General features: G+C 61.3%; 19 protein-coding genes, 1 tRNA gene and 2 pseudogenes. 5 read left to right on the top strand and 17 right to left on the bottom strand.

What is annotated here, in order from left to right; genetic code table 11:
• Positions 1-7 precede the first annotated feature (7 nt).
• The 4 genes and pseudogenes from BHE01S_RS28705 to BHE01S_RS28690 form a co-directional block, all read right to left on the bottom strand.
• Positions 8-883, bottom strand: a complete 876-nt coding sequence (locus tag BHE01S_RS28705) for a MipA/OmpV family protein (protein WP_245639889.1) — start codon at positions 881-883, stop codon at positions 8-10.
• Between the two features lie 597 nt (positions 884-1,480).
• Positions 1,481-1,579, bottom strand: a pseudogene (locus BHE01S_RS37205) (LysR family transcriptional regulator); the annotation flags it as partial.
• Positions 1,580-1,623: 44 nt separating this feature from the next.
• On the bottom strand, positions 1,624-2,130 hold the full coding sequence (locus BHE01S_RS28695) for a hypothetical protein (RefSeq protein WP_042269907.1): 507 nt from the start codon (positions 2,128-2,130) through the stop codon (positions 1,624-1,626).
• 218 nt (positions 2,131-2,348) lie between these two features.
• Positions 2,349-3,170 carry an oxidoreductase gene (locus BHE01S_RS28690; RefSeq protein WP_042269905.1) on the bottom strand — a complete coding sequence of 274 codons (822 nt, stop codon included), beginning with the start codon at positions 3,168-3,170 and terminating at the stop codon, positions 2,349-2,351.
• 177 nt (positions 3,171-3,347) lie between these two features.
• On the opposite strand from BHE01S_RS28690, the gene BHE01S_RS28685 reads away from it, so the two are divergent.
• Together BHE01S_RS28685 and BHE01S_RS28680 are read left to right on the top strand one after the other, a co-directional pair.
• Positions 3,348-3,914 carry a TetR/AcrR family transcriptional regulator gene (locus BHE01S_RS28685; RefSeq protein WP_042269903.1) on the top strand — a complete coding sequence of 189 codons (567 nt, stop codon included), beginning with the start codon at positions 3,348-3,350 and terminating at the stop codon, positions 3,912-3,914.
• An 84-nt stretch (positions 3,915-3,998) separates the two neighbouring features.
• On the top strand, positions 3,999-5,198 hold the full coding sequence (locus BHE01S_RS28680; RefSeq protein ID WP_084069333.1) for an MFS transporter: 1,200 nt from the start codon (positions 3,999-4,001) through the stop codon (positions 5,196-5,198).
• Between the two features lie 74 nt (positions 5,199-5,272).
• On the opposite strand, the gene BHE01S_RS28675 is transcribed toward BHE01S_RS28680, so the two are convergent.
• The 3 genes from BHE01S_RS28675 to BHE01S_RS28665 all read right to left on the bottom strand — a co-directional run bounded on the left by BHE01S_RS28675 (position 5,273) and on the right by BHE01S_RS28665 (position 8,392).
• Positions 5,273-6,043 carry a hypothetical protein gene (locus tag BHE01S_RS28675; protein ID WP_157025693.1) on the bottom strand — a complete coding sequence of 257 codons (771 nt, stop codon included), beginning with the start codon at positions 6,041-6,043 and terminating at the stop codon, positions 5,273-5,275.
• A gap of 120 nt (positions 6,044-6,163) precedes the next feature.
• A complete protein-coding gene (locus tag BHE01S_RS28670; protein ID WP_042269897.1) occupies positions 6,164-7,792 on the bottom strand; it encodes a carboxylesterase/lipase family protein in 1,629 nt (542 codons plus the stop codon).
• A 285-nt stretch (positions 7,793-8,077) separates the two neighbouring features.
• The gene (locus tag BHE01S_RS28665; protein ID WP_042269895.1) at positions 8,078-8,392 is read right to left on the bottom strand and encodes a hypothetical protein; all 315 of its coding nucleotides are present in this window, start codon (positions 8,390-8,392) and stop codon (positions 8,078-8,080) included.
• 75 nt (positions 8,393-8,467) lie between these two features.
• On the opposite strand from BHE01S_RS28665, the gene BHE01S_RS28660 reads away from it, so the two are divergent.
• Positions 8,468-8,848: a MerR family DNA-binding protein gene (locus tag BHE01S_RS28660; RefSeq protein WP_042269893.1), complete on the top strand. Its 381-nt coding sequence runs from the start codon at positions 8,468-8,470 to the stop codon at positions 8,846-8,848.
• A 51-nt stretch (positions 8,849-8,899) separates the two neighbouring features.
• Here BHE01S_RS28660 and BHE01S_RS36315 read toward each other — a convergent pair.
• The 4 genes and pseudogenes from BHE01S_RS36315 to rpoD form a co-directional block, all read right to left on the bottom strand.
• Positions 8,900-9,901 (bottom strand): annotated as a pseudogene (locus tag BHE01S_RS36315) (DUF3363 domain-containing protein); the annotation flags it as partial.
• Positions 9,902-10,226: 325 nt separating this feature from the next.
• Positions 10,227-11,447, bottom strand: a complete 1,221-nt coding sequence (locus BHE01S_RS28650; RefSeq protein WP_042269936.1) for a tyrosine-type recombinase/integrase — start codon at positions 11,445-11,447, stop codon at positions 10,227-10,229.
• Positions 11,448-11,620: 173 nt separating this feature from the next.
• Positions 11,621-11,708, bottom strand: a tRNA-Ile gene (locus BHE01S_RS28645).
• Between the two features lie 167 nt (positions 11,709-11,875).
• Positions 11,876-14,284, bottom strand: coding sequence for an RNA polymerase sigma factor RpoD (gene rpoD / locus BHE01S_RS28640; RefSeq protein ID WP_084069331.1), 2,409 nt, complete (start codon positions 14,282-14,284; stop codon positions 11,876-11,878).
• Between rpoD and BHE01S_RS38530 the strand changes: the two genes are divergently transcribed.
• Complete coding sequence (locus BHE01S_RS38530) at positions 14,166-14,405, top strand: hypothetical protein (RefSeq protein ID WP_167337717.1); 240 nt, start codon at positions 14,166-14,168, stop codon at positions 14,403-14,405. The genes rpoD and BHE01S_RS38530 overlap by 119 nt on opposite strands.
• A gap of 21 nt (positions 14,406-14,426) precedes the next feature.
• On the opposite strand, the gene dnaG is transcribed toward BHE01S_RS38530, so the two are convergent.
• The 5 genes from dnaG to BHE01S_RS28615 all read right to left on the bottom strand — a co-directional run bounded on the left by dnaG (position 14,427) and on the right by BHE01S_RS28615 (position 19,778).
• Positions 14,427-16,295, bottom strand: a complete 1,869-nt coding sequence (gene dnaG / locus BHE01S_RS28635; protein ID WP_042269888.1) for a DNA primase — start codon at positions 16,293-16,295, stop codon at positions 14,427-14,429.
• Between the two features lie 121 nt (positions 16,296-16,416).
• Positions 16,417-16,863: a GatB/YqeY domain-containing protein gene (locus BHE01S_RS28630; protein ID WP_042269886.1), complete on the bottom strand. Its 447-nt coding sequence runs from the start codon at positions 16,861-16,863 to the stop codon at positions 16,417-16,419.
• Between the two features lie 225 nt (positions 16,864-17,088).
• Positions 17,089-17,301 (bottom strand): 30S ribosomal protein S21, encoded by a 213-nt coding sequence (gene rpsU / locus BHE01S_RS28625; RefSeq protein ID WP_013434742.1) that lies wholly within the window; start codon positions 17,299-17,301, stop codon positions 17,089-17,091.
• Positions 17,302-17,444: 143 nt separating this feature from the next.
• Complete coding sequence (locus BHE01S_RS28620; protein ID WP_167337718.1) at positions 17,445-18,365, bottom strand: universal stress protein; 921 nt, start codon at positions 18,363-18,365, stop codon at positions 17,445-17,447.
• Positions 18,366-18,557: 192 nt separating this feature from the next.
• The gene (locus tag BHE01S_RS28615; RefSeq protein WP_042269880.1) at positions 18,558-19,778 is read right to left on the bottom strand and encodes a BaiN/RdsA family NAD(P)/FAD-dependent oxidoreductase; all 1,221 of its coding nucleotides are present in this window, start codon (positions 19,776-19,778) and stop codon (positions 18,558-18,560) included.
• Between the two features lie 168 nt (positions 19,779-19,946).
• On the opposite strand from BHE01S_RS28615, the gene tsaD reads away from it, so the two are divergent.
• Positions 19,947-20,975: a tRNA (adenosine(37)-N6)-threonylcarbamoyltransferase complex transferase subunit TsaD gene (gene tsaD, locus BHE01S_RS28610; RefSeq protein ID WP_042269934.1), complete on the top strand. Its 1,029-nt coding sequence runs from the start codon at positions 19,947-19,949 to the stop codon at positions 20,973-20,975.
• A gap of 79 nt (positions 20,976-21,054) precedes the next feature.
• Here the strand turns inward: tsaD and folE2 are convergent, their stop codons facing one another.
• On the bottom strand, positions 21,055-21,861 hold the full coding sequence (gene folE2, locus BHE01S_RS28605; protein ID WP_042269931.1) for a GTP cyclohydrolase FolE2: 807 nt from the start codon (positions 21,859-21,861) through the stop codon (positions 21,055-21,057).
• Positions 21,862-21,943: the final 82 nt, after the last annotated feature.

Raw genomic sequence — 21,943 nt, 5'->3', positions numbered from 1 at the left:
GTGGCGCCTAGAAGCGGTACGAAGCACCGACCGAACCGAACACAGCGGCGCGATGCTCGACGACCGGACTGTTCGCCGCATCGCCCAGCAGCGAACCCGCGCCGATCGAACTGCGCAACGACCAGCGCGGGTTGAGACGGTGCTCCCAGGCGAGCCTGCCGTCGACGCGTGAGAAACCGGCCGACGGGTGGTAAACCGGCAATCCGGCGGCGCTATTCGCAGCCTGCTCGCTGTCCACGCCGAAATAGGTCTGTTCCGCCGGCCCGTTGCTCCAGACCGTATCCGCAGAGACGGTCACGCGATCGCGCGGTGTGTCGAAAACCGCATAGGACACGCCCAGCGTCACGTGATTACCGTAGCCCGCGTGCGCCGCCTGCAGGAAGCGGATGTCCGCGCTGGCGGGACCGCTATGCCACCGCGCGAACAGGCCGTACTGGAACGACGTGTCGATATCGCCGAGGCCATTGAGTATCGGTGCATCGTCCTGCTTGCGGCCCAGTCCGACGCCGACCAGCAGACCGAAAGTTATGGAGCGCCCAAACGGAAACGCGACACCGCCGTTGAGGTCTTGCAGGAAGAAGCTCCCGTCAAAGGGCAACCCGTGACTCGTCAGCGCAAGCGTCGGCAACGGCAACACACGATACGTCGACGCACCCTGATAACGGGGGAACACGCCCAGGTTGAGACCAACGCTGTTGCCGGGCACCTGTTGTGCCATTGAAGACGTCGAGACCATGAGGAAGGCAGCAGCGCCGAGCGCGGCTGCAACGCCGGAAGAACGGATACGAGAGCGCGACGGCGCCCCCGCCGGCGCCCGGCGGAACATGAAGCGTTGTGAAGACATTCGTGAACCAGATAGAGAGTTATCGTCAGGCCAATGCACGGATCGGATCGGCCACCAGCAGACAGGACGCTTTGCGAATCGAGCGCGAAGGCTTAGTGGACGACCACGACGCCTCGTCTCCAATAGCCATATCCACCGCGGACTACGACCGCTGCCGGATGCGCGGCATAGACCGGAGCAGCCACGATCGCAGGGCCAGCGGCGACCACGGTCGGAGTTGTCACGACCACAGGCGCAGCCACGACCACAGGGGGCGACGCAACTACATAGGCGGGCGCGGGAACCGCGACGGTCGGTACGGCCGCCACCGGTACACTGATACCGATGGCTACGCTGCCGGCCATGGCGGAAGGAACAACGTACACACCAGCGAGACCTACCGCCAGCGCAAGGACAGCACGAAGCTTCATGGCATCTCCAGAACAGATCGACAGATGTCGCAATCGTCAGACGCGACGGTGCTCACACTGTAGATTTGCCAACGACTTCAAGCTGTTCAAAAGTTATGTCAAGGTATGTCAAAGCCACCAGCAAAAGGACGCGTCCACGATCTGCATTGCAGGCTTCCACTGTGGACAGCCAGGCTATTAACGCGATCGTGACATTTTTCACTACTCCCGATCTCCGGGCGCCAGTGGATAGCGGCGACTGCTCAATGTGGAGTCGCGCAGCCGCACGAGCAAAGTGAAGCTCCTCCGCAACAGCCAGGAAGCAACGTAGATGACGGAGTTCCATTCTGGAAACGCCTTCTTTGTGCTATGTCCTCGAACGGGTCGGCGCTAGATGATGAGCCGAGTCTCCACCACCTTCAGATATTGGCGGTTCGCCTGCATCGAGAATGCTTCAACACAATGCCCAAGCACCCCAACGATCAGGAGTGCCAATGCAACCCCCTTTCTTGCAGGAACGTCGATGGATAGCAGGAGCAACGCGATTCCAAGAAGGATCAACGCGGTATAGGCTACCAATCCACCCCTATAGCCCGACTTGACGACACGACTCATGCGAGCAATCTCCTGCTGCTTTATCTCGTGCTCGGTGTGGCCTGAATAGATCTGCTCCGCTTCGTGCACGCGCCTGTTGACCACCATGGAATATCCAAAACCGGCAACGATCTGGAATAGTCCTGCGACTAAAAAGACATGGACCATGCCGCGGGCGAGTGAAACACCCGACGAGGTTCGCCAAAGAACCAGAGCCAGTAATAGCAACACGGCGCCTATCCCCATCGCCAATATGGCCGTATAGCGCTCGCCGGCGTAGTACCCACGAATGAGTTCCATCATTTCGGTTTTCCTTTCGTAATTAACAGTATGTGCTTGCCAAGTCAGCCAATCGCAATGCTCAAGATAGGCAGACATTCCGGTGTCAAAAGTGATACGCAGCACCGAGACCAATGAACACTTGCGTGCGGTCCTACACCACCGGGCTATCGCCGGCAGCGTTCTGGCGCGTGAATAGCTGGTGTGGTGCGGAGGAAGAAGTCGCTCGCTATCGCGCGTCGTTAGCGCATGGCCGACATGATCATTCGATCGAACACGCGATCAGGCAGCCAGCGCCTCAAGAACAGCAGAGGGCCGGCAAGCATTCCGCCGTGATAACGAGGTTTTGGACGTTTGGCCCTTAACGCCTTGACGATCAAATCGCTGATCAGTCGGGCTGGTGGGCTCTTTCGGTCGCCCGATTGCAACTGGCGGAATTTGGCGACGAGGTCCGCATAGACCCCATGACCGGAGTAGCGCTCGGCTTCTTTTGCAGCAATACTGCCCCACTCGGTTTCGATGCCGCCCGGCTCGATGATGACGACATCGATGCCGAACGCGCGAACCTCATTGCGCAATGCGTCGGAATAGCCTTCGAGAGCATGCTTCGACGCGTGGTACCAACCGCCAAGCGGCGTAGCGAATTTGCCGCCGATCGAAGAGATGTTGAAGATCTTCCCGAAGTGTCTGGCGCGCATGTGGGGGAGACAGAGTTGGGTCAGACGAGCAAGGCCAAACAGGTTGGTTTCCAACTGGCGGCGCCCTTCCGCGATCGGCACATCCTCGAGCGCGCCATATTGACCATACCCGGCGTTGTTAATGAGGACGTCCAGACGTCCATGCTCGCCTATGATGCGTTCGACAGTCGCCACCAGTGCAGCGTCGTCGGTGACATCTACGGCCAAGGCCACGCCGCCCGCCGCCTCGATGTCGCTCATGCGCTCCACGCGACGGGCTGCGCCGTAGACGACGTAGCCTTCTGCGATCAGACGCAACGCAAGGTCCTTGCCCATGCCGGAAGATGCACCTGTCACCAGGGCAACAGGCTTGATCTCTGTATTCATATCCCGTCACTTCCATGTTGTTGGCACGATGTGGCGGTCAAGATAATCTGTAGGGAAACCCCACAGTCAAGCGATTTAGATGGTGGTATCTAGAATGGCTTTAGGCTTGGAGAATCGCCATCAAGAGGCATTGACAGAGTAGACACTCTCTTATATAACTCTGTCGAAGGAGGATCTATGGCCAGGCCTTTAAGTGACGAAAAGCGCGCTGCAATCATGGCGGCCGCCACCCGGGTCATTGCGTCCAGGGGGTTGACGGCATCGACGGCAGCGATCGCCAAGGAGGCCGGCGTCTCGAACGGCGCGCTCTTTACCTATTTCAGTACGAAGGCCGACTTGTTGAATCAGCTCTACGTGGAGCTGAAGAGCGAGATGGGCGCAGCGGCAACGAAAGGACTTCCCACGCCGAGTGACCCCCGCAACCAACTCTTTCACCTTTGGCGCAACTGGCTGATGTGGGCGGCATCCAGCCCCGAGAAGCGTCGGGCAATGGCGCAGTTGAATGTATCGGAAGACATCACGCCAGAAAGTCGCAAGGCCGGCCAACAGACCATGGCGGGCGTGGCATCGCTAATCGAGCGAACCCGAAAGGCCGGCTCCATGCGAGATGCATCGCCCGCCTTCGTCGCGGCGCTTCTGGGCTCCATTGCAGACACAACCATCGACTTCATGATCGCCGAACCTGCCAAGGCTGATGAACACTGCGCGACCTCCTTCGAAGTTCTGCGCCGCACGCTCGTCTGATTTTTTTCTCATTAAAAAACTGTCTGATCACGCAATTTATTCTGGCGCACGTACCTCGATGCGACGGATCAAGGAAGCTGTTATATGCCCACTCATGCGTCAACAAGAAACCTCCGAATCCCCGAATTGCTGATCCTCGCGCTCGGCACCTTCACACATGGTGTAGATCGTCACCTTCTGACTGGACTCATGCCGAAGGTCTCTGCCGACCTGCACGTGTCGGCAAGCACGTTCGGTGTGTCGACGGCGGTTTTTGCAGCCGTATTTGCGGTCGCATCTCCGATCGTCGCAGCACTCACCGAAACCTGGGAGCGCCGCCTGCTCCTCGGAGTCAGCATGCTGGCCTTCCTTGCAGGCATCCTGTTCCAGGTGACTGCGATGCAGCTATCTACGCTTCTGATTGGGAGCGCACTTATAGGGCTTAGTGGCACCATCTACCTGCCGACAGCCTATAGCAGCGCCGGTGTCCACAGCACCTCGGCGACGCGCGCACGCTCTCTCGCATTTATTCTGGGAGGCGCATCGCTGGCGCTCGTCGCCGGTGTGCCCCTTGCGATCTGGGTGGGCCAGCACTGGGGCTGGCGGTCATCGCTATGGATTCTCGGCGGATTCGCGCTCGCCGCAACCCTGCCCCTTCCCGCACTGTCACCGCTTCCGGTTCCTCCGAGGCAGCAAGGGCGGTGGCAAATTCTCTTCGATCGCCGAGTCATGAGCGTGATCGGAATCACCGTAGCCGTCATGACGACGAGTTTCACCACGTTCACCTATCTCGCGACGATTCTCCATGCAACATCCAAACTCGTTCCGCTCGCAATGTTCATGCTCGGTGTGGGCGGCGTAGCCGGTGCTGTTGTTGCTCCACTATTGGTGAACTGGCGTGGCGCGCCGGTTGCCACCCTGGTGGCGGTTTGCGGTGCAACGCTAGCGCTTATCGCATTCCAGATCGTCCACGGAACATCGTTCGGCATCCTCGTACCTTTGTTCGCGATCGGCACTTTCAACGCAGTGCTCGTCATCGCCCAGCAGCACCGACTCCTTGCTTTGGTTCCCGAGACGGCAGCCCCCTTCGCGATTGGCCTCGACGGATCCGCGGTCTATCTCGGCGGTGCGTTGGGCGCAGGAATCGGTGGTGCTGTACTTGGAGTGATTGGAGTCAACGGTATCGTGCCCGCATCGATCTTCATAGGTCTTCTGGCGATCACGCTCGCGGCACTTGTGCGCCCCGAAAAATCGTTGCCCGTCACCACAGATGTCGCTAACGCACTGGCCCTGTTGTCGGAGTAACGAGGTAGGCCGTCAATCAGATTCCCGGGTCCGTGGTCATGGACACCTCGCAGCTCATCTCTTCCGATTCTCCTTCAGAACGAAGCACGGAATACCAGCGACCAGGATTTTACGTTTTCGCCCATTTCCAGTGACGTATGAGCGTTGAACAACTGCAGTGCATGGAGATATTCGGTAGACCGGTTTCTATTGTGAACTTCCAAAGCCGTGAGTGCCGCGGTACTCACTAGCGCTCCAATACCGACGCCCTTCAGAAGGCTATTGTTTCTGACAGCACCATACGCAGCGAGACCGAAGCCTGCCGCTGCCATGCTTGCATCCATCGAAATGGTTCTTCCGAAATCGGTCTGCATCTTCTCCAGGTGCTCAAGCTCCTGCTCACGGTAAAGCTCCGGCGCACTATCCAGAAGGTTTTCATACCGGGCATGCCGAGCATCGACCTGAAGCCCATAAATCAGCGAACCTATTCCAGTCATCCCTCCAAAAAGCAGGAATGGCAAACCGAGACCTTTTGCGAAGCGACTTTTTCGACTCTCAAGTACTCCACCGAGTACGATTACAGCAGCGCCGGTCACCTCTGTAGCTGGCAGCGCGCTCTTTTCCGCATCGTAGTACGCGTTTAGCGCATCAAGCATACCGGCCGATGTCGTGTCTTGCCGGACGAAATCAGTAGCGCCTGCTAACGGACGAGATTGCAGTTCAAGCAGACTACCAGAGGTCGGCCCGATCGGAACGCCCGATCCGGTCGCGATCCGGTCGAATGCACCGGCTGTACGACACATGAAAAGAGCCAATACCACCACGACCAGGTAGCTTACTCGTGGAGAAAAGGTACGTGAAATCACCGTCGGTGGCGGCGATCGCCGAGGTTGCCGCGTTGAAATCATGCGTGGCAGATAAGTAAAGGGAAAGACCGCCAATCCGAACGTGAGACAGATCGTGCCGCGCGCGAGATGACGAGGAGCCTAGTACACCGGCGTCTTATCGAGGATGCCGGAGGCATCCCAGAACTCGCATTGGTGGCGGCTCCATGCAGTGCTGTTCATCGCGGCGTCCGCTGTAAAAAGCATTACGTCGTCATGCGCCGTTTGATAAGTCGGCCACGCTGGCAGGAGCTGGCCATCGGCCTTCGCGTCGCCCGGATGGCCGGTGGCAGCGAAGTGTGTCCAATAGGCGATAAGACGATCGGAAATCCTCTGTTCAACCTCCGTCAGCGGAGGACCGGCCTGATCACCCACCTCGCCATGCCCAAACACCAAACCGACTTCGGCCGAGTGAGCGGCTCCATAGTCGAACCCGGCAACAGGAGGCAGAGGGGATCGCGACTGTGGACCGACATAGGCGTACTCATAGGCGTAGACCGGAGAATGCATCGCGATCAGTCGCGTTGCCTTTTGAGTCGCACAAACGCGCTGGCCATCCGTAATCACTGCCGACAGAGCTTGACCAGGCGTGGCATAGTCGTGGGGAGGATAGTGGGTCAGGATGTCCGGCCCTGCTTCTCCAAATTTCCTATTCAATATGCCGGCATAGTCGGCGTCTGACATTGAGGTTAAGGCGAGTCCATGCCGCAACACGGCAAGGATCGAGCCTTCGTCGCGGTTGCCACCCATAATAAGAGGGACATGGGCATAGTCGCCGTCCTTGAAGGACTTGACCATATCGGTCGGCAGGACCGCTCCATCCCATGCAGGCAGAAAGCGGCCCAGAAAACGCAGGGCATTCCCACTCGCGAAATCTTCAGGTTTCCTGGCACGCAGGCATTCCACCGCGGTAGGACCGTCGTTGCATCCCAGCGCCGCTGCGAATTCCTTGCCCCATTCCATAGCCATCTTCGGGCCGGGAATTTCGAGCGCGCAGAAGCCGCTTTGTGAAATCGCCTTCTGGAAGAGCCCTCTGCTGCCAGGCGCGACCATATGCATGCATACCGATTGACCGCCAGCCGACTCGCCCATGATCGTGACGTTATCGGGATTTCCACCGAAGGCGCGAATGTTTCCCTTGACCCAACGCAGTGCGGCCTGCTGATCCAGGAAACCATAGTTACCCGAAGCACCGCGGCTGTCCTCTTTGCCTAACTGGGGAAGGGTCAACCAGCCCAGGGCGCCGAGTCGGTAATTCAGTGTGACAACAACCACATTGCCTCGGGTGGAGATCACGCCTCCGTCGTAGTCGTTAGCTCCGCCAATGATCCATCCACCGCCATAAATCTCGACCATGACTGGCAGATTCCGGGCGTGTAACGGCGCATAGACGTTGAGATAAAGGCAGTCTTCGCTGACCTTCCAGAGATTGTTGCGTGGTTGTTGAATGCACTCACTCGAAGGCTGAGTCGCGTCACGCACGCCGGACCACGCCGAGGCAGGTTGAGGAGGTCGAAACCTCAGCGGGCCAATCGGCGGCGCTGCGTAAGGAATGGCGAGGAATTGATCGTAAGCGCCTTTGGCCGCTCCTTGCACGGCGCCCGATTTCGTCGTCACGATCGGACCAGTTTGGGCATGGACCGGCATAGCGGTGATGAGACCAAAAACAACTGCTAGTCCGGCTGCGAGTCCTCCCAGCCGCGCTATTATTTGACGTGCAGTTTTGAACATTAGAGCCTCCTTCTGCCGACAGGCAGTGTCGGCCCGAATGAAAAACGATACCCGTCCACCGCGAGGGGACCTCGCAGCCAAGCCGACCACTTATGCTTTCGACGCAGTTCCGATGGGGATTTCGCGCAGCGCAGGACGCTCGTACCCATCGGCTTGCATTCAATGCCGAAAGCCAAACGGGTTCGAGACAACAGATGGGCGCAAGCTGAGCTCATTAGCAAAACGGAGCGCAGCCCGCGCGTTGATCATCTTCAGAACTGACGATGCCGATACGGCGAACGTGGCCTACTGTGCCTGGAGCTTGGCGAGGTCTTCCGCGACTTTCTCCAGTCGCTCGTCGGTGACGGCCTTTGGAGCCATAGGCTGTAGCTGCTTCAGGCTCATCGACTTGAATTGTTCGTACATCGGGTTATCGAAGATGCTCCTGCCAGTTTTGGGGTTCTTCAGATCCGCCTCAAGAACCTTCTTGCCTTCGGGATTGGCAGCGATTTGCTCAATTGGCGTATCGAGAGTGAGAGGCTTTGTTTGAGAGAATGCCTGGCCTGCGAAACCAAGGCTGACGCTCATAGCAAACAGGCTCGCCGTGACGATTTTCTTCATGGTGGTGTCCTTTCTTGATTAACCGGCGAGAAAGGTTAAACTGTCGGGAAACCCCACAGTCAAGGGATAAGTTCCATGTTAATCAATGAAATCGCGAAGCTTGCTGGCCTATCCAAGGATGGCATCCGCCACTATGAGGAAATGGGCTTGATCACCTCGACCCCTCGCGAGGCGGGGAGCAGAATCTATCGCGAGTACGATGCATCCGTACTCGACACGATAGAAATGATTCGCGGTGCACAGAGGCTCGGTTTCTCGCTGAAGGAGATCGGCCCTCTCCTAAAAGCCTACAAAAAAAGCCCGCCATCGAAAGAACAAGCGATTAAATTTCTGGAAGCACGCCTTGTCGTCATCCGCGAAAAAATAGCTTCGCTACGAGAGGTGGAAGACTACATCTGCGGCAAGCTGAAGACCCATCAGGAAGGAACGGTGAACAACATAGAAGCACCTCGTTGAAGTCACCCAATGCTAGACCCACGTTGTCGTCCGATCTGCCACGACACTCCTCATGTTCTTAACGGCCTGTGCGAGTTCGTGACCGCTCAGCGTCGCGAGCAGATTGCGCGCAAGGACGACACGCTGCCTGCGATGCTCGGCCAAACCTTGCTCGGCCAGGAAGTCGGCGCGCTCGCGTAGCGCATCCTTCACCTCGGCACCAAAGCCCAAGGCGCCCAGTCCCTTGCCGCCACCGATCAACCGCTGGTCGAGCCAGGTGGCACCGATGACGCGATGACGCGCGCCTGACGCTCAATGGACAGGTGCGACTTTAGTTCCACCGCCGTGCCACCGCCAAGGCGCTGCGCGTCGTATTCGCGTCCCGGGCCAGATCGCCTGGCACACGCCAGACGCCTTCGACTTCGCGCTCCACGATGCCGACGCGACGCAGGGCTTCGAGCTGGCGCATATGCGAGGCCACGATCTCGTGTGGGTCGAGGTCAGGCGCGGCCTGTCCCTGCGCGACGGCCGGATGATGATCGGTGCGGTACCTACCATCGACGGCGAGCGCGGCGATGTTCCGGTCAGCGATGCGCATGTCGGCCGCGCCTTTGACTTCTACCACGGCGCCGGTCGGGTACTGCTCCAGTTCCGACCGCGGCGGTAGCGCGACGTAGTGCGCCTTGCCGTCCGTGCCATCGAGGATCAAATAGCTTTTGTCGTACAGCTCATCGGCCAGCCCCTTGCCGACGACACGGCCCACGATGGCGCGACCGCCATCTACGGCCTGAAACACGACCAGCTCGCGTCGCTGGCCGCTCATGGTGCGGATGATGTCGCCGCGCTCGCCCATTGCACGCCAGCGTGGTTTCGGCATCGGCGTGGACGGCCCAGGTACTGGGCTGCGGTTCGGTCGCCAACCCCATGCGTTGCATGGTGTTGCAAACGGCCGATCAGCACCTGCCGCTGTCGTTGCAGCCCGGGTTCGGCGAAGCGTTCGATCCGAACCCGGCCGTCGTCGCCAACTTCGCGCTGCATAGCACGCGGCATCTCCAGTTCGGCGCTCGGCCCCATCGGATGCTCGCGTTCTTGGCACACCCCACTCGATTGTATTCCATTAACGTCCGTTAAATGATCGTGCGGCATCCGAATATCGGAAAATTGAAAGATGAATAAATGCGAGTCGAAACGTATTGAATTCGATTGTCTCTTCAATATCCGCAATCGATAACAATTTCGTGACATCAATAAGTATCGGCCAAAGGCGAATACACTTTCGATGCTTTCGATGATTTAACAGATAAATAGCTGCTTCGCGCTGGCGCGGACGTCGCCTAAAAGACGACGCGTCGCCATGCTTGCGGGTTTCTTCGATTTGCTTTTTGGCATTTAGCTAATGTCAGCTTGCGCGGGAAAGTTCTATCCTCAACAATCTCGCTCCACGCTCCAACTTATCGAGATGGTCAGCCCACGCTTGCATCATCTTCTTTCGGACAGGAAGATACTCAGCGAAATTATAAGCGCCGCGCACCTCATCTCTTTCGCCGTGTGATAGCTGCCGCTCTATTGCATCCGGGTGCCATCCCAGCTCGTTGAGTAATGTGGATGCAGTGCTGCGGAACCCGTGCCCCGTCATTTCCTCTCGCGTATATCCAAGCCTACGGAGAGCGGCATTCACTGTGTTCTCGCTCATTGGCCGAGAAGCGGTTCTAACACTTGGGAAAAGGTAGCGTCCATGCCCAGTTACCGAGTGAAGATCCCTTAGGATCACTAGCGACTGCGTCGACAGAGGCACGATGTGCTGTTCTCCCATCTTCATCCGGGCGGCAGGGATGCGCCACTCAGCATGGTCTAGGTCGAATTCGGACCACTCTGCCTTTCGAAGCTCGCCCGGACGTACAAAGGTGAGAATCCCGATTAGCAATGCGCATTTCGTTTCAAAGCCGCCTACATAGTCCCGAATCGCGCGCATCAGTGCGCCAACAGCTTTCGGATCCTTGATCGACGCGTAGTGCTGTTTCGGTGCTGGCTTGAGAGCTTCGCGAAGGTCGGCGGTTGGATCGCGGTCTGCTCGCCCGGTTACCACCGCGTAGCGGAAAATCTGGCCGCACTTCTGCAAGGCACGATGTGCCGTATCGATCGCGCCTCGCTTTTCAATCCTCCGTAGCGCCGCTAATAGCTCTACGGCCGTGATCTCAGCGATTGGACGCCCTCCCAGAGAAGGGAACATGTCGCGCTCCAGACGATGCATTATGAGGCTGGCATACTCCACCTCCCATTTGCCTTTCGTCAATTCGAACCACTCTCGCGCAATCACTTCGAAACTGTTCGCTGCGCGATCCTTCGCCGTCGCTTTCTCTGCTTTCCTGGCTTCGCCTGGATCGTAGCCCGCTGCAAGCTTCTTCCGCGCCTCGTCGCGCCGGTCACGGGCATCCTTTAGCGATACGGTCGGATAGACGCCGAGCGCAAGCAGCTTTTCTTTCCCTGCAAAACGGTACTTCATACGCCACAGGCGAGATCCGCTTGGAGTCAGAAGAAGATAGAGACCGCCGGCATCGGACAGCTTGACCGGCTTGACGCCGGGCTTGGCGCCGCGAATAGTAGTATCGGAGAGGGGCATGGGGGTATCTCCTGCCGAGAAGGACGGCATACCCCCAAAACTACCCCCACGAAACTGAGGAAGTCAACAAGTCGCAAAAGCAATCGACGGAGCAGGAAATGGTCTCAAGTGACCACCCAGCAACGGTTTGGGAGATCCGAATGGACCGTCCCGGAAGTTGACGGAATAACGAATGGTGGGCCGGGTGGGGTTCGAACCCACGACGTCCTTTCGGAGGCGGATTATGAGTCCGCTGCCTGCAACCAACACGGCGTCCGGCCCACGAAGCTACGCAGCGTAGCGACAAAACGAAACAACGATGACGTGTCAACAAAAAAGCCCGGTCTACCCAAAGGCCGGGCTTTTCGACGACAGGCCGACATACTACACGAAAGCGAGTCGGCCTGGCCATCTTGCACATGACTTCTGTGCATTAAAGCTAACCAATCTCAATTTCCTTCAAGGAAGGACTTGAGCTTGTCCGAACGGCTCGGGTGACGCAGCTTGCGCAGCGCCTTCGCTTCGATCTGGCGAATGCGCTCGCGCGTCACGTCGAACTGCTTGCCCACTTCTTCGAGCGTGTGATCGGTGCTCATTTCGATACCGAAGCGCATGCGCAGCACCTTCGCCTCGCGCGGCGTGAGCGAGTCGAGCACGTCCTTCACGACGTCGCGCATCGAGGCGTGCAGCGCGGCATCGGCAGGCGCCACCGTGTTGTTGTCCTCGATGAAGTCGCCCAGATGCGAATCGTCGTCGTCGCCGATCGGCGTTTCCATGGAGATCGGCTCCTTCGCGATCTTCATGATCTTGCGGATCTTGTCCTCCGGCATTTCCATCTTCTCGGCAAGCGTTGCCGGATCCGGCTCGAGACCGGTTTCCTGCAGGATCTGCCGCGAAATGCGGTTCATCTTGTTGATCGTTTCGATCATGTGAACCGGAATGCGGATCGTACGCGCCTGGTCCGCGATCGAACGCGTAATGGCCTGGCGGATCCACCACGTCGCGTAGGTCGAGAACTTGTAGCCGCGACGATATTCGAACTTGTCCACCGCCTTCATCAGGCCAATGTTGCCTTCCTGGATCAGGTCGAGGAACTGCAGGCCACGGTTCGTGTATTTCTTCGCAATCGAGATCACGAGACGCAGGTTCGCCTCGGTCATCTCCCGCTTCGCCTGGCGCGCCTTGAGCTCGCCGGCCGCCATCTGGCGGTTGGTCTCCTTCAGATCCTTGAGCGGCAGCACCACGCGCGCCTGCAGATCGAGCAGGCGCTGCTGCTGTTCGCGAATCGCCGGAATGTTGCGCGAAAGAATGCCGCTATACGCATGGCTCTCGCCGACGATCTTCTCCGACCACTCGAGGTCGGTTTCATTGCCCGGGAAACGCGCGATGAACTCCGAGCGCGGCATGCCACACTTGTCCACGACCGTATGCAGAATCTGGCGTTCGACCTGGCGCACTTCGTCCACCTGCGCACGCAGCGTGTCGCACAGGCGCTCGACGGTACGCGCCGTGAAGCGGATCGACATCAGCTCGTTCTGGATGGTTTCCTGCGCCTTGAGGTAGGACTTCGACTTGTAGCCTTCCTTCTCGAACGCGCGGCGCATCTTGTCGAACCATTCGCTGATGAGGGCGAATTTTTCGAGCGAGGCGCGCTTGAGGGCTTCGAGCTGCGCCGCGTTGGCCGTCGCCTGCGCCGCGCCGTCGTCCTCCTCTTCCTCCTCCTCTTCTTCCTCTTCCGCCTCTTCCTCTTCGTCCTCGTTTTCGATCTCTTCCGCTTCCTTCGCGTTGAAGCCGTCGGTGTCTTCGGCGTTCGGATCGATCAGGCCGTCGACGAGCTCGTCCACGCGAATCTCGTCGTTCGCCACGCGCTCGGCCATGGCGAGGATGTCGGCAATGGTGGTCGGGCAGGCGGAGATCGCCATGACCATGTGCTTGAGGCCGTCCTCAATGCGCTTGGCGATTTCGATTTCGCCTTCGCGCGTGAGGAGCTCGACCGTGCCCATTTCGCGCATGTACATACGCACCGGGTCGGTCGTGCGGCCAAATTCGGAGTCGACCGTGGAGAGCGCGACTTCCGCTTCCTCTTCCACTTCGTCGTCCGAAGAAGCGTTGGGCGCGTTGTCGTTGAGCAGCAGCGTTTCGGCGTCGGGCGCCTGCTCGTAGACGGCCACGCCCATGTCGTTGAACGTGCTGATGATGCCTTCGATCGCCTCGGTTTCCGTGAAGTTGTCCGGGAGGTGATCGTTGATTTCCGCATAGGTGAGGAAGCCGCGCTCCTTGCCGAGCTTGATGAGCGCACGCAGCTTCGTGCGGCGCTCCTCAAGCTCCTCGACGGTGCCGGGCTGCGACGACGCGAACGCGTCTTTCAGCAGCGCCTTTTCCTTCGCTCGCCGGTCGCGCGCACGGGTGGTCTTTTCGACCTTGCCCGCGGCGGGGGTGCTGTCTTCGCTCTGGTTTGCGTCGTCATCGACGGGTACTTCATTCAGCTTTTTCGTCATGGAGTTCGCCGTACCGGCTAGTGTCTCGACTCGCGGCTGCTGGACAACAGCCTCTTGAACCGTGGATGCTTGAGCCTCGCGCTCTGCCGCATCGTCCTCGACGGCAGGCACTTCCCTTGCACTTCTCGAACCGGACCGCTTCGTTGCCGGCTGCGTAGCGGCTTTCGCCGCACGTCCAGGCGCTGCTCGCGCAGCCGAAACAGTCATCGACCTCTTCCGGGTAGCCGGTTCAGAACGGTTGGTGGACTCACTGCCCGACGACCGGGCGGAAGAACTGGCAACTGCGGCCTTTGTGACCTTGCTGGTCGGCCCCGTCGAGCCCTTGCCTGTTGCCTTTTTTCCGCCTGTAGTCTTTGCCATTGCCATTCCGCCCCTTGCTGGAAAACTGGACATTCACGGGTTACCCCAACCCATTATGCCCACCCGGAAAAAACAAAAACAAACCGCTGAAAACTTGTTATTTTACCACGCAGTGCAATAATCCCCCCGCGCAGCCCTTCCCCTACAAACCGAGCTGACGTTTCATGTCAGCCCGCGTCTGATTCAGTGACATCAATTCGGCAAGTTCCTCGGGCGTATGGCGCGACTGCCGCGAAAGCGCTTCCAGCCGCTCGCAACAGGCGTCATACCGCATCTTCAGGATTGCCGCCGTCAATTCTTCGCTCACGAGCCGCTCCTGCTCGCGGCGCTCCTCCACCGCAGCGCCATCTTCCGGATTTTTCATCAGCAAATCCCGAACGTTTTCATCATAGTCCAGAATTTCGCGAAAAATCTCCTCGAAGGTTGGAGCATTGGCCCCATTTCTCAGCAGATCCGAAAGGAGCTGAAATTCCGCTGAGTCGCCCAGCGCCCGCGCGTGGGTGGTCACTTCCTCGAACAGTTCGCCGTGGCGCGTCAGTCCGATCAACGCCTTTTCGGCCTCTTCCTCCAGTTGCAGCACGATGCGCGGGTGCATCACGAGGTTGCGCAGCGCCTTGCGCTCGATACCGGTCACCACGTGCCGGTCCTTGCGTGCGGGCGCCTGACGCGCCGCCTGGGCAATGCGCGCGTCGACTTCGCACAGTGCGGCCACTTCCTCGACCGGCACGTCCAGGCGGTCCGCGAACATGTGCATGATCTGCGCCCGCAGGGCGTTCGCCGGCAGCGCCTGCAGCAGCGGCTTCGCGTCGAACAGCGCCCGGGCGCGCCCTTCGGGCTGGTCCAGCTCCTTGTCCGCCAGCACCTCGTTGAGCATGAACTGGGACAGCGGCATGGCCCGCTCGACCTGCTCCGAGAACGCCTCGGCGCCGAATTCGCGCACGTAGCTGTCCGGGTCGTGCTCCTGGGGCAGGAACAGGAAGCGGATCGTGCGGTTGTCGGCCGCGTGCGGCAGGCACGCGTCGAGCGCGCGGCGCGCCGCGCGGCGGCCCGCCGAGTCGCCGTCGAAGCTGAAGATCACCGTGTCGGTCTGACGCATGAGCTTCTGCACGTGGACCGGCGTGCACGCGGTGCCGAGCGTCGCCACGGCGTTCTGGAAACCCAGCTGCGCGAGCGCGACGACGTCCATATATCCCTCGACCACCAGAACATAGCGCTGTTCCCGGATCGCGAGGCGCGCCTCGAACAACCCGTACAGTTCGCTGCCCTTGTTAAATAGCGGCGTTTCCGGAGAATTCAAATACTTGGGCTCGCCGCTGTCCAGCACGCGGCCGCCGAAGCCGATGACCTGACCCTTCACGTTGCGGATCGGGAACATCACGCGGTCGCGGAAACGGTCGTAGCGGCGCGACTGGCCTTGCGCGTCCTGCTTCTCGCTGACGATCACGAGGCCCGCCTCGACCAGCGCATCGTCCCGATAGTGGGTAAACGCAGTTTCGAGGTTCTGCCATCCATCGGGCGCGTAGCCGAGGCCGAAGCGTGCCGCGATTTCGCCCGTGAGCCCGCGCTTCTTGAGGTACTGAATGGCGTTGGTCGCGCTGCGCAGCTCCTTGCGGTAGTAGTCGCAGGCGGTCTGCATGACGTCGGAAAGCGCCGTGGTAACGGCCTTCGAGGCAGCCGGAGCATAGCCGCCCGCCGCGCCGCCGCCACGCATGGGCGAAGGCTCTTGCGGCACGGTCAGGCCGACCGACTGGGCGAGTTCGTTGACGGCCTCGGGGAACGTCAGGCCCGCGTGCTCCATGAGGAAGCCGATGGCGGTGCCGTGCGCACCACAGCCGAAGCAGTGATAGAACTGCTTGGTTGGACTCACCGTGAACGAAGGGCTCTTCTCGTTGTGAAACGGACACAAGCCCATGAAGTTCGCGCCGCCCTTCTTGAGCTGCACGTAGCGACCCACCACGTCGACGATATCGACGCGGTTCAGCAGGTCCTGCAGGAACGAATGCGGAATCATCGAAGCGAGCGCGCTTGGGCAGCCGGGGTTCGCGCGGCCCTATACGTAACATACGCGTGACGTACGGGCCTCGCGGCGTCGCCCTTGGGCCGGGCCGGCGCCGCGTGCGAGCCGGGAGCGCTTACTTCGAGAGCGCGGCTTTGACGAGCCCGGAAACGGCCGTCATGTCGGCGCGCCCGGCCAGCTTCGGCTTGAGCACACCCATCACCTTGCCCATGTCCTGCGGGCCGGCTGCGCCCACCTGGGCGACGGCGGCCTGCACTTCGGCGGCGATTTCGGCGTCCGAGAGCTGCGCAGGCATATAGGCGGTCAGGACGGCCAGTTCGGCGGCTTCCTTCTCGACGAGATCGGTGCGGCCCGCGGCCTCGAACTGGCTGATCGAGTCCTTGCGCTGCTTGATCATCTTGTCGATGACGGCCGTGATGCCCGCGTCGTCGAGCGTCACGCGATCGTCGACTTCACGTTGCTTGATAGCGGCGAGCAGCAGACGAATCGTGGCGAGGCGTTCGCTTTCGCGCGCGCGCATCGCGGTTTTCATGTCGTCGTTGATCTGGTCTTTGAGACTCATCACTCACCTGAAATACGTTGGGGTTGCTGGAATGCAAAAACCCGCCTGGAAACGCTTCCAGGCGGGTTGGCGCAAATTCGACATGGTTGCGACCACACCAGAGGACAGCGGCGGCCGCGTGGCGCGATGAAACCAGAGACCGCGGACCGGCTGTCCACGTCGCCGCGACATTTACGCGAGGCACACGCCGGAACTGCGCGGCCCCGCGCCACGGCTACGCCGGAATCAGTACAGCTTCTTCGGCAACATCTGGCTGCGCAGACGCTTGAAGTGGCGTTTCACCGCCGCCGCCTTCTTGCGCTTGCGTTCAGCCGTGGGCTTCTCGTAGAACTCGCGCGCGCGAAGCTCGGTCAAGAGACCGTTCTTCTCGATCGTGCGCTTGAAGCGGCGCATGGCAACTTCAAAGGGTTCGTTTTCTTTTACGCGGATGGTCGTCATTTTCCAATAACGGATCGGGGGTAAAGAAGATTGAGTATAGCAGTTCCGGGTTGGGGCATCGCGTGCCGGTTTGGGGGGAAACCCCCAATTCCGGCAACCGGACCGAGCGCCGCCGGAGCCTTCCCCGGCGGGGCTGCGCGGCATCAGGCAACGCCCGGCCCGACCAGCAGCAGCGGCACATGCGTGATCTCGATGGCGCGCTGGGCGACGCTGCCGAGCAGCCAGCGCGCGACGCCCCGCCGGCCCTGTGTACCCAGCGCGACCAGATCGGCCTGCCAGTCCTGCGCGTCGCGCAAAACGGTGTGGGCGATGTCGTCGCGCAGGCGCGCGGTGGCCACGAGCGCCGTTTCATAGGCGCGGTCTGACGCGTCGAGCTGCGTATGCGCGCTGGCGAGCGCCTTGCGCCCGAGGTCGGCGAGCGCATCTTCGAGCACCGAGCCCGGCACCGGGTCGCCGGCCACGCTGCTGCGGTCCACGACATAAACCGCGCGTAGAGCGGTTTGCGGTTCGGCCAGACGAAGCGCCGCGTCAATCCCCTGCGCCGAGACCGGACTGCCGTCCGTCGCCAGCAGGATGCGGGCGAGCGGCGCGTGAGCGTTCGCTTCCTCGTACTCCACGGGCACGACCAGCAGCGGACACGGCGCGCAAACCGCGAGCGCGCCCGAAACCGAACCGTCGATCCAGCGCTTCATGCGCCCCTGGTGCCGCGTGCCGACGACGAGCATGTCGGCCTGCCAGTCACGCGCCGCATTGGCTAGCGCAGGCACGACAGCGCCAGCCTCGGCGGAGAGACCGACCACCTGCCCTTCGACCAGGGCGGCTTGTCCGTTGAACGCCGACATCGCCTGTTCGAGCGTGCGCTCGGCGGCGTGGAGAGATTCGTCGCGCACCGCGCCGAGCGCGTCCGACAGCCATGCATCGCCCGCGGTATAAGCGCCGCCGGCATTCCACGCGCCTGGCTGTTCGGCTGCGCACACGACACGGACCTGGGCGTCGCGCGGCACCACACGCGACGCAAAACGCAGTGCCTGCGTCGATGCGCTCGAATCGTCCACCGCGATCATGATTCGCCGCAGTGGCCCGCGCATTTGCCCGCGCATTTGCCCGCGCATTTCCCCGCTATGCTGCTGTTCCTCTCGATTCACGTTGCGTACCTTTTCCTCGTGGTCAGGCGTTCAAGCGTGAACCCAGGGCGCCCAGCCAGCCATGACAGGGGTCAAGCGCGAGAGATTCGGCGATGCATATCGGTCGGGAAATCAGCCTGCGCCCAGCGCATATTGGGCGGCGGCCTCTCCGGCCGCGACGCCCGAGGCCCACGCCCACTGGAAGTTGTAGCCGCCAAGCCAGCCCGTCACATCCACGGCTTCGCCCACGAAATAGAGGCCCGGCACGCGCTGGCTCATCATCGTCGCCGAGGAGAGCTCGCGCGTGTCCACGCCGCCGCGCGTGACTTCGGCCTTCTTGTAGCCTTCGGTGCCCGTGGGCGTGAGCGTCCATTGGGCGAGCCCTTCGCCTATCTTGCGCAGCGTCTTATCGGGCAGATCGGCAATACGCGCGTCGGCCTTCACCTGATGCGCCTCCAGCCACACGTGCGCGAGACGCCCCGGTACCCATTCGGCGAGCAGGTTGCCGATCTGGCGTTTCGTCGCGCCCTTGGCCTCGATCAGCGCCGACGCCGGGTCGTGCCCGGGCAACAGGTTCACGCGGATCGGCTGGCCGGGCTGCCAGAAGCTCGAAATCTGCAGGACGCCAGGACCGGAAAGGCCGCGATGCGTGAAGAGCAGATCTTCGTCGAACGCGCCGCCGGTCTTGCGCTCGCCGGTCGCCACGTGAACTTCGAGCGAGACGCCCGCGAGCGGCACATAGGGCGCCCACTCGTCCTGCGAGAACGTGAGCGGCACGAGCGCGGGGCGCGTGTCGATGAGCTTGTGGCCGAACTGCTTCGCGACGCGATACGCGAAGTCGGTTGCGCCGATCTTCGGGATCGACAGGCCGCCAGTCGCAAGCACGAGCGCTTTCGCGCGTATCTCGCCCTGCGGCGTGCCGAGCGTGAAGCCGGCGCCGTCGGCGTGGCTCACCGCATCCACCGGCAGCGGCCGGCGCCACGCCACCCGGCCCGCGTCGCACTCGGCGCGCAGGACGTCGATGATCGCCTCGCTCGACTGGTCGCAGAACAGCTGGCCCTTGTGCTTTTCGTGCCAGGTCACGCGATGCTGGCGCAGCAGCGCGAGAAAGTCGCGCGGCGTGTAGCGCGCCAGCGCCGAACGGCAGAAATGCGGGTTGTGAGAGAGATAGTTGGCCGGGCTCGCGTGCAGGTTCGTGAAGTTGCAGCGGCCGCCGCCCGAGATGCGGATTTTTTCCGCGAGGCGCGGCGCGTGGTCGATCAGCGCCACGCGGCGGCCCTGCTGGCCCGCCACCGCCGCGCACATCATGCCGGCCGCCCCTGCGCCGATCACGGCGATGTCGAAAGATTCCATGGCGCGCATTCTACCTGCGCGGCGGCGGGGGTTGTCCGCGAGGGCTCCGCTTGCGGCCCTCAACCGGCTTCGACGCGCGCTGCTATACTTTTATGTTCTGTTAATTCTTGATTTCGCGCCGGTTTTTGCGTGCTTGCGCCGCGCAATGCCGTTGCCCTGTCCCATACCATGCTCGTTCTCGGTATCGAAAGCTCCTGCGACGAAACCGGCCTCGCGCTCTACGACAGCGAGCGCGGCCTGCTCGCGCACGCGCTGCACTCGCAGATCGCCATGCACCGCGAGTACGGCGGCGTCGTGCCGGAGCTTGCCTCGCGCGACCATATCCGCCGCGCGCTGCCGCTGCTCGAAGAAGTGCTCGCGAAGAGCGGCGCGGCGAAAAGCGACATCGACGCCATCGCCTTTACGCAAGGCCCCGGCCTCGCGGGCGCGCTGCTCGTGGGCGCGAGCATCGCCAATGCGCTCGCCATGGCCTGGAACCGGCCGACCGTGGGCATTCATCATCTCGAAGGGCACCTGCTTTCGCCGCTGCTGGTCGACGCGCCACCGCCGTTTCCGTTCGTCGCGCTGCTCGTGTCGGGCGGCCATACGCAATTGATGCGCGTGACCGACGTGGGCATATACGAAACCCTCGGCGAAACGCTCGACGACGCCGCCGGCGAAGCCTTCGACAAAACGGCCAAGCTGCTTGGCCTCGGCTACCCTGGCGGCCCGGAAGTCTCGCGCCTCGCGGAGTTCGGCACGCCAGGCGCGGTCGAACTGCCGCGTCCGATGCTGCATTCGGGCGATCTCGACTTCAGCTTCAGCGGCCTCAAAACGGCCGTGCTCACGCAAGTGAAGAAGCTCGGCACGAACCTCTGCGAGCAGGGCAAGGCCGATATCGCGCGCGGTTTCGTCGATGCGGCCGTCGAGGTGCTGGCCGCGAAATCGCTCGCCGCGCTCAAGCGCACGAAAATGAAGCGCCTCGTGGTGGCGGGCGGCGTGGGCGCGAACAAGCAGTTGCGCGAGACGCTTTCGGCGGCGGCGCAAAAGCGCAGCTTCGAGGTGCATTACCCGGACCTGTCGCTGTGCACCGACAACGGCGCGATGATCGCGCTCGCGGGTGCGCTGCGCCTCGCGCGCTGGCCCGAGCAGGCCACGCGCGATTACGCCTTCACCGTGAAGCCGCGCTGGGATTTGTCGTCGCTCGCGCAGCAGTAAGCCGTTTGCCGCCGCAATAGTCAAAGAAGCCGCCCCAGGGGCGGCTTCTTTGTCGACGGCGCAACCAGACGGCCAGACGTTACGCCGCGCGCTTGTCGTGCTCGATCACGGCGTAGGCGCTGTGATTGTGGATCGACTCGAAGTTTTCGGCTTCGAGCGTATAGGCGAGCACGCGCGCATCGGCGTTCAGTCGCACGGCGACGTCGCGCACGAGGTCTTCCACGAACTTGGGGTTCTCATACGCGCGCTCGGTCACGAACTTCTCGTCCGGACGCTTGAGCAAGCCCCACAGCTCGCAGGACGCCTCTTCTTCGGCGATGCGAATGAGGTCCTCCACCGGCAGATCGCCTTCGAACTCGACGTTCATCGTCACGTGCGAGCGCTGGTTGTGCGCGCCGTACTGCGAAATCTTCTTCGAGCACGGGCACAGGCTCGTCACGGGCACGAGCACCTCGAGGAACAGGCGCGTTTGCCCGTTGCGCACGTCGCCCGTGAGCGTCACTTCGTAGTCCAGCAGACTTTCCACGCCCGACACCGGCGCCACTTTCTTCACGAAATACGGGAATGTCACTTCGATGCGGCCCGCCTGCGATTCGAGCTTCGCGAGCATCGCGGCCAGCATTGCGCGGAACGTGGCGGGCTCGAGCGGCGCCTTGCTCTCTTCGAGCAGCGCGACGAAGCGCGACATGTGCGTGCCCTTCTGGTCGGCCGGCAGATGAACGTCGAGATTCCACGTGCCGACGCTCGGCTGGACGTCGCCCGCCCCTGTCTTCACCGTGAGCGGATGGCGCACGGCCTTCACGCCGACGCGCTGGATCACGATCTGACGGGTATCGACGGAGCTTTGGACGTCCGGCATCACGAAGGCCGGGTTCATCTGATTCATGTTCTTATCCTCAAGCCGCGCCGTACGCGGCGCGCAAATAGCAAACGCCGGCATGAGCCGGCGTTTGCTGGCGAAAGCCGGG

The sequence above is a fragment of the Paraburkholderia heleia NBRC 101817 genome (genome assembly GCF_000739775.1).
Classification (GTDB): domain Bacteria; phylum Pseudomonadota; class Gammaproteobacteria; order Burkholderiales; family Burkholderiaceae; genus Paraburkholderia; species Paraburkholderia heleia.
The sequence above is the reverse complement of the archived record's forward strand: the minus strand, read 5'-3'. Positions and strand labels throughout refer to the sequence as shown.

What these genes read in the sequence shown, in the direction of transcription:
- BHE01S_RS28695 (WP_042269907.1), bottom strand. Translation starts at nt 2,130, where the DNA reads ATGATGGAACTCATTCGTGGGTACTACGCCGGCGAGCGCTATACGGCC.
- BHE01S_RS28690 (WP_042269905.1), bottom strand. Translation starts at nt 3,170, where the DNA reads ATGAATACAGAGATCAAGCCTGTTGCCCTGGTGACAGGTGCATCTTCC.
- BHE01S_RS28685 (WP_042269903.1), top strand. Translation starts at nt 3,348, where the DNA reads ATGGCCAGGCCTTTAAGTGACGAAAAGCGCGCTGCAATCATGGCGGCC.
- BHE01S_RS28680 (WP_084069333.1), top strand. Translation starts at nt 3,999, where the DNA reads ATGCCCACTCATGCGTCAACAAGAAACCTCCGAATCCCCGAATTGCTG.
- BHE01S_RS28670 (WP_042269897.1), bottom strand. Translation starts at nt 7,792, where the DNA reads ATGTTCAAAACTGCACGTCAAATAATAGCGCGGCTGGGAGGACTCGCA.
- BHE01S_RS28665 (WP_042269895.1), bottom strand. Translation starts at nt 8,392, where the DNA reads ATGAAGAAAATCGTCACGGCGAGCCTGTTTGCTATGAGCGTCAGCCTT.
- BHE01S_RS28660 (WP_042269893.1), top strand. Translation starts at nt 8,468, where the DNA reads ATGTTAATCAATGAAATCGCGAAGCTTGCTGGCCTATCCAAGGATGGC.
- BHE01S_RS28650 (WP_042269936.1), bottom strand. Translation starts at nt 11,447, where the DNA reads ATGCCCCTCTCCGATACTACTATTCGCGGCGCCAAGCCCGGCGTCAAG.
- rpoD (WP_084069331.1), bottom strand. Translation starts at nt 14,284, where the DNA reads ATGGCAAAGACTACAGGCGGAAAAAAGGCAACAGGCAAGGGCTCGACG.
- dnaG (WP_042269888.1), bottom strand. Translation starts at nt 16,295, where the DNA reads ATGATTCCGCATTCGTTCCTGCAGGACCTGCTGAACCGCGTCGATATC.
- BHE01S_RS28630 (WP_042269886.1), bottom strand. Translation starts at nt 16,863, where the DNA reads ATGAGTCTCAAAGACCAGATCAACGACGACATGAAAACCGCGATGCGC.
- rpsU (WP_013434742.1), bottom strand. Translation starts at nt 17,301, where the DNA reads ATGACGACCATCCGCGTAAAAGAAAACGAACCCTTTGAAGTTGCCATG.
- BHE01S_RS28620 (WP_167337718.1), bottom strand. Translation starts at nt 18,365, where the DNA reads ATGATCGCGGTGGACGATTCGAGCGCATCGACGCAGGCACTGCGTTTT.
- BHE01S_RS28615 (WP_042269880.1), bottom strand. Translation starts at nt 19,778, where the DNA reads ATGGAATCTTTCGACATCGCCGTGATCGGCGCAGGGGCGGCCGGCATG.
- tsaD (WP_042269934.1), top strand. Translation starts at nt 19,947, where the DNA reads ATGCTCGTTCTCGGTATCGAAAGCTCCTGCGACGAAACCGGCCTCGCG.
- folE2 (WP_042269931.1), bottom strand. Translation starts at nt 21,861, where the DNA reads ATGAATCAGATGAACCCGGCCTTCGTGATGCCGGACGTCCAAAGCTCC.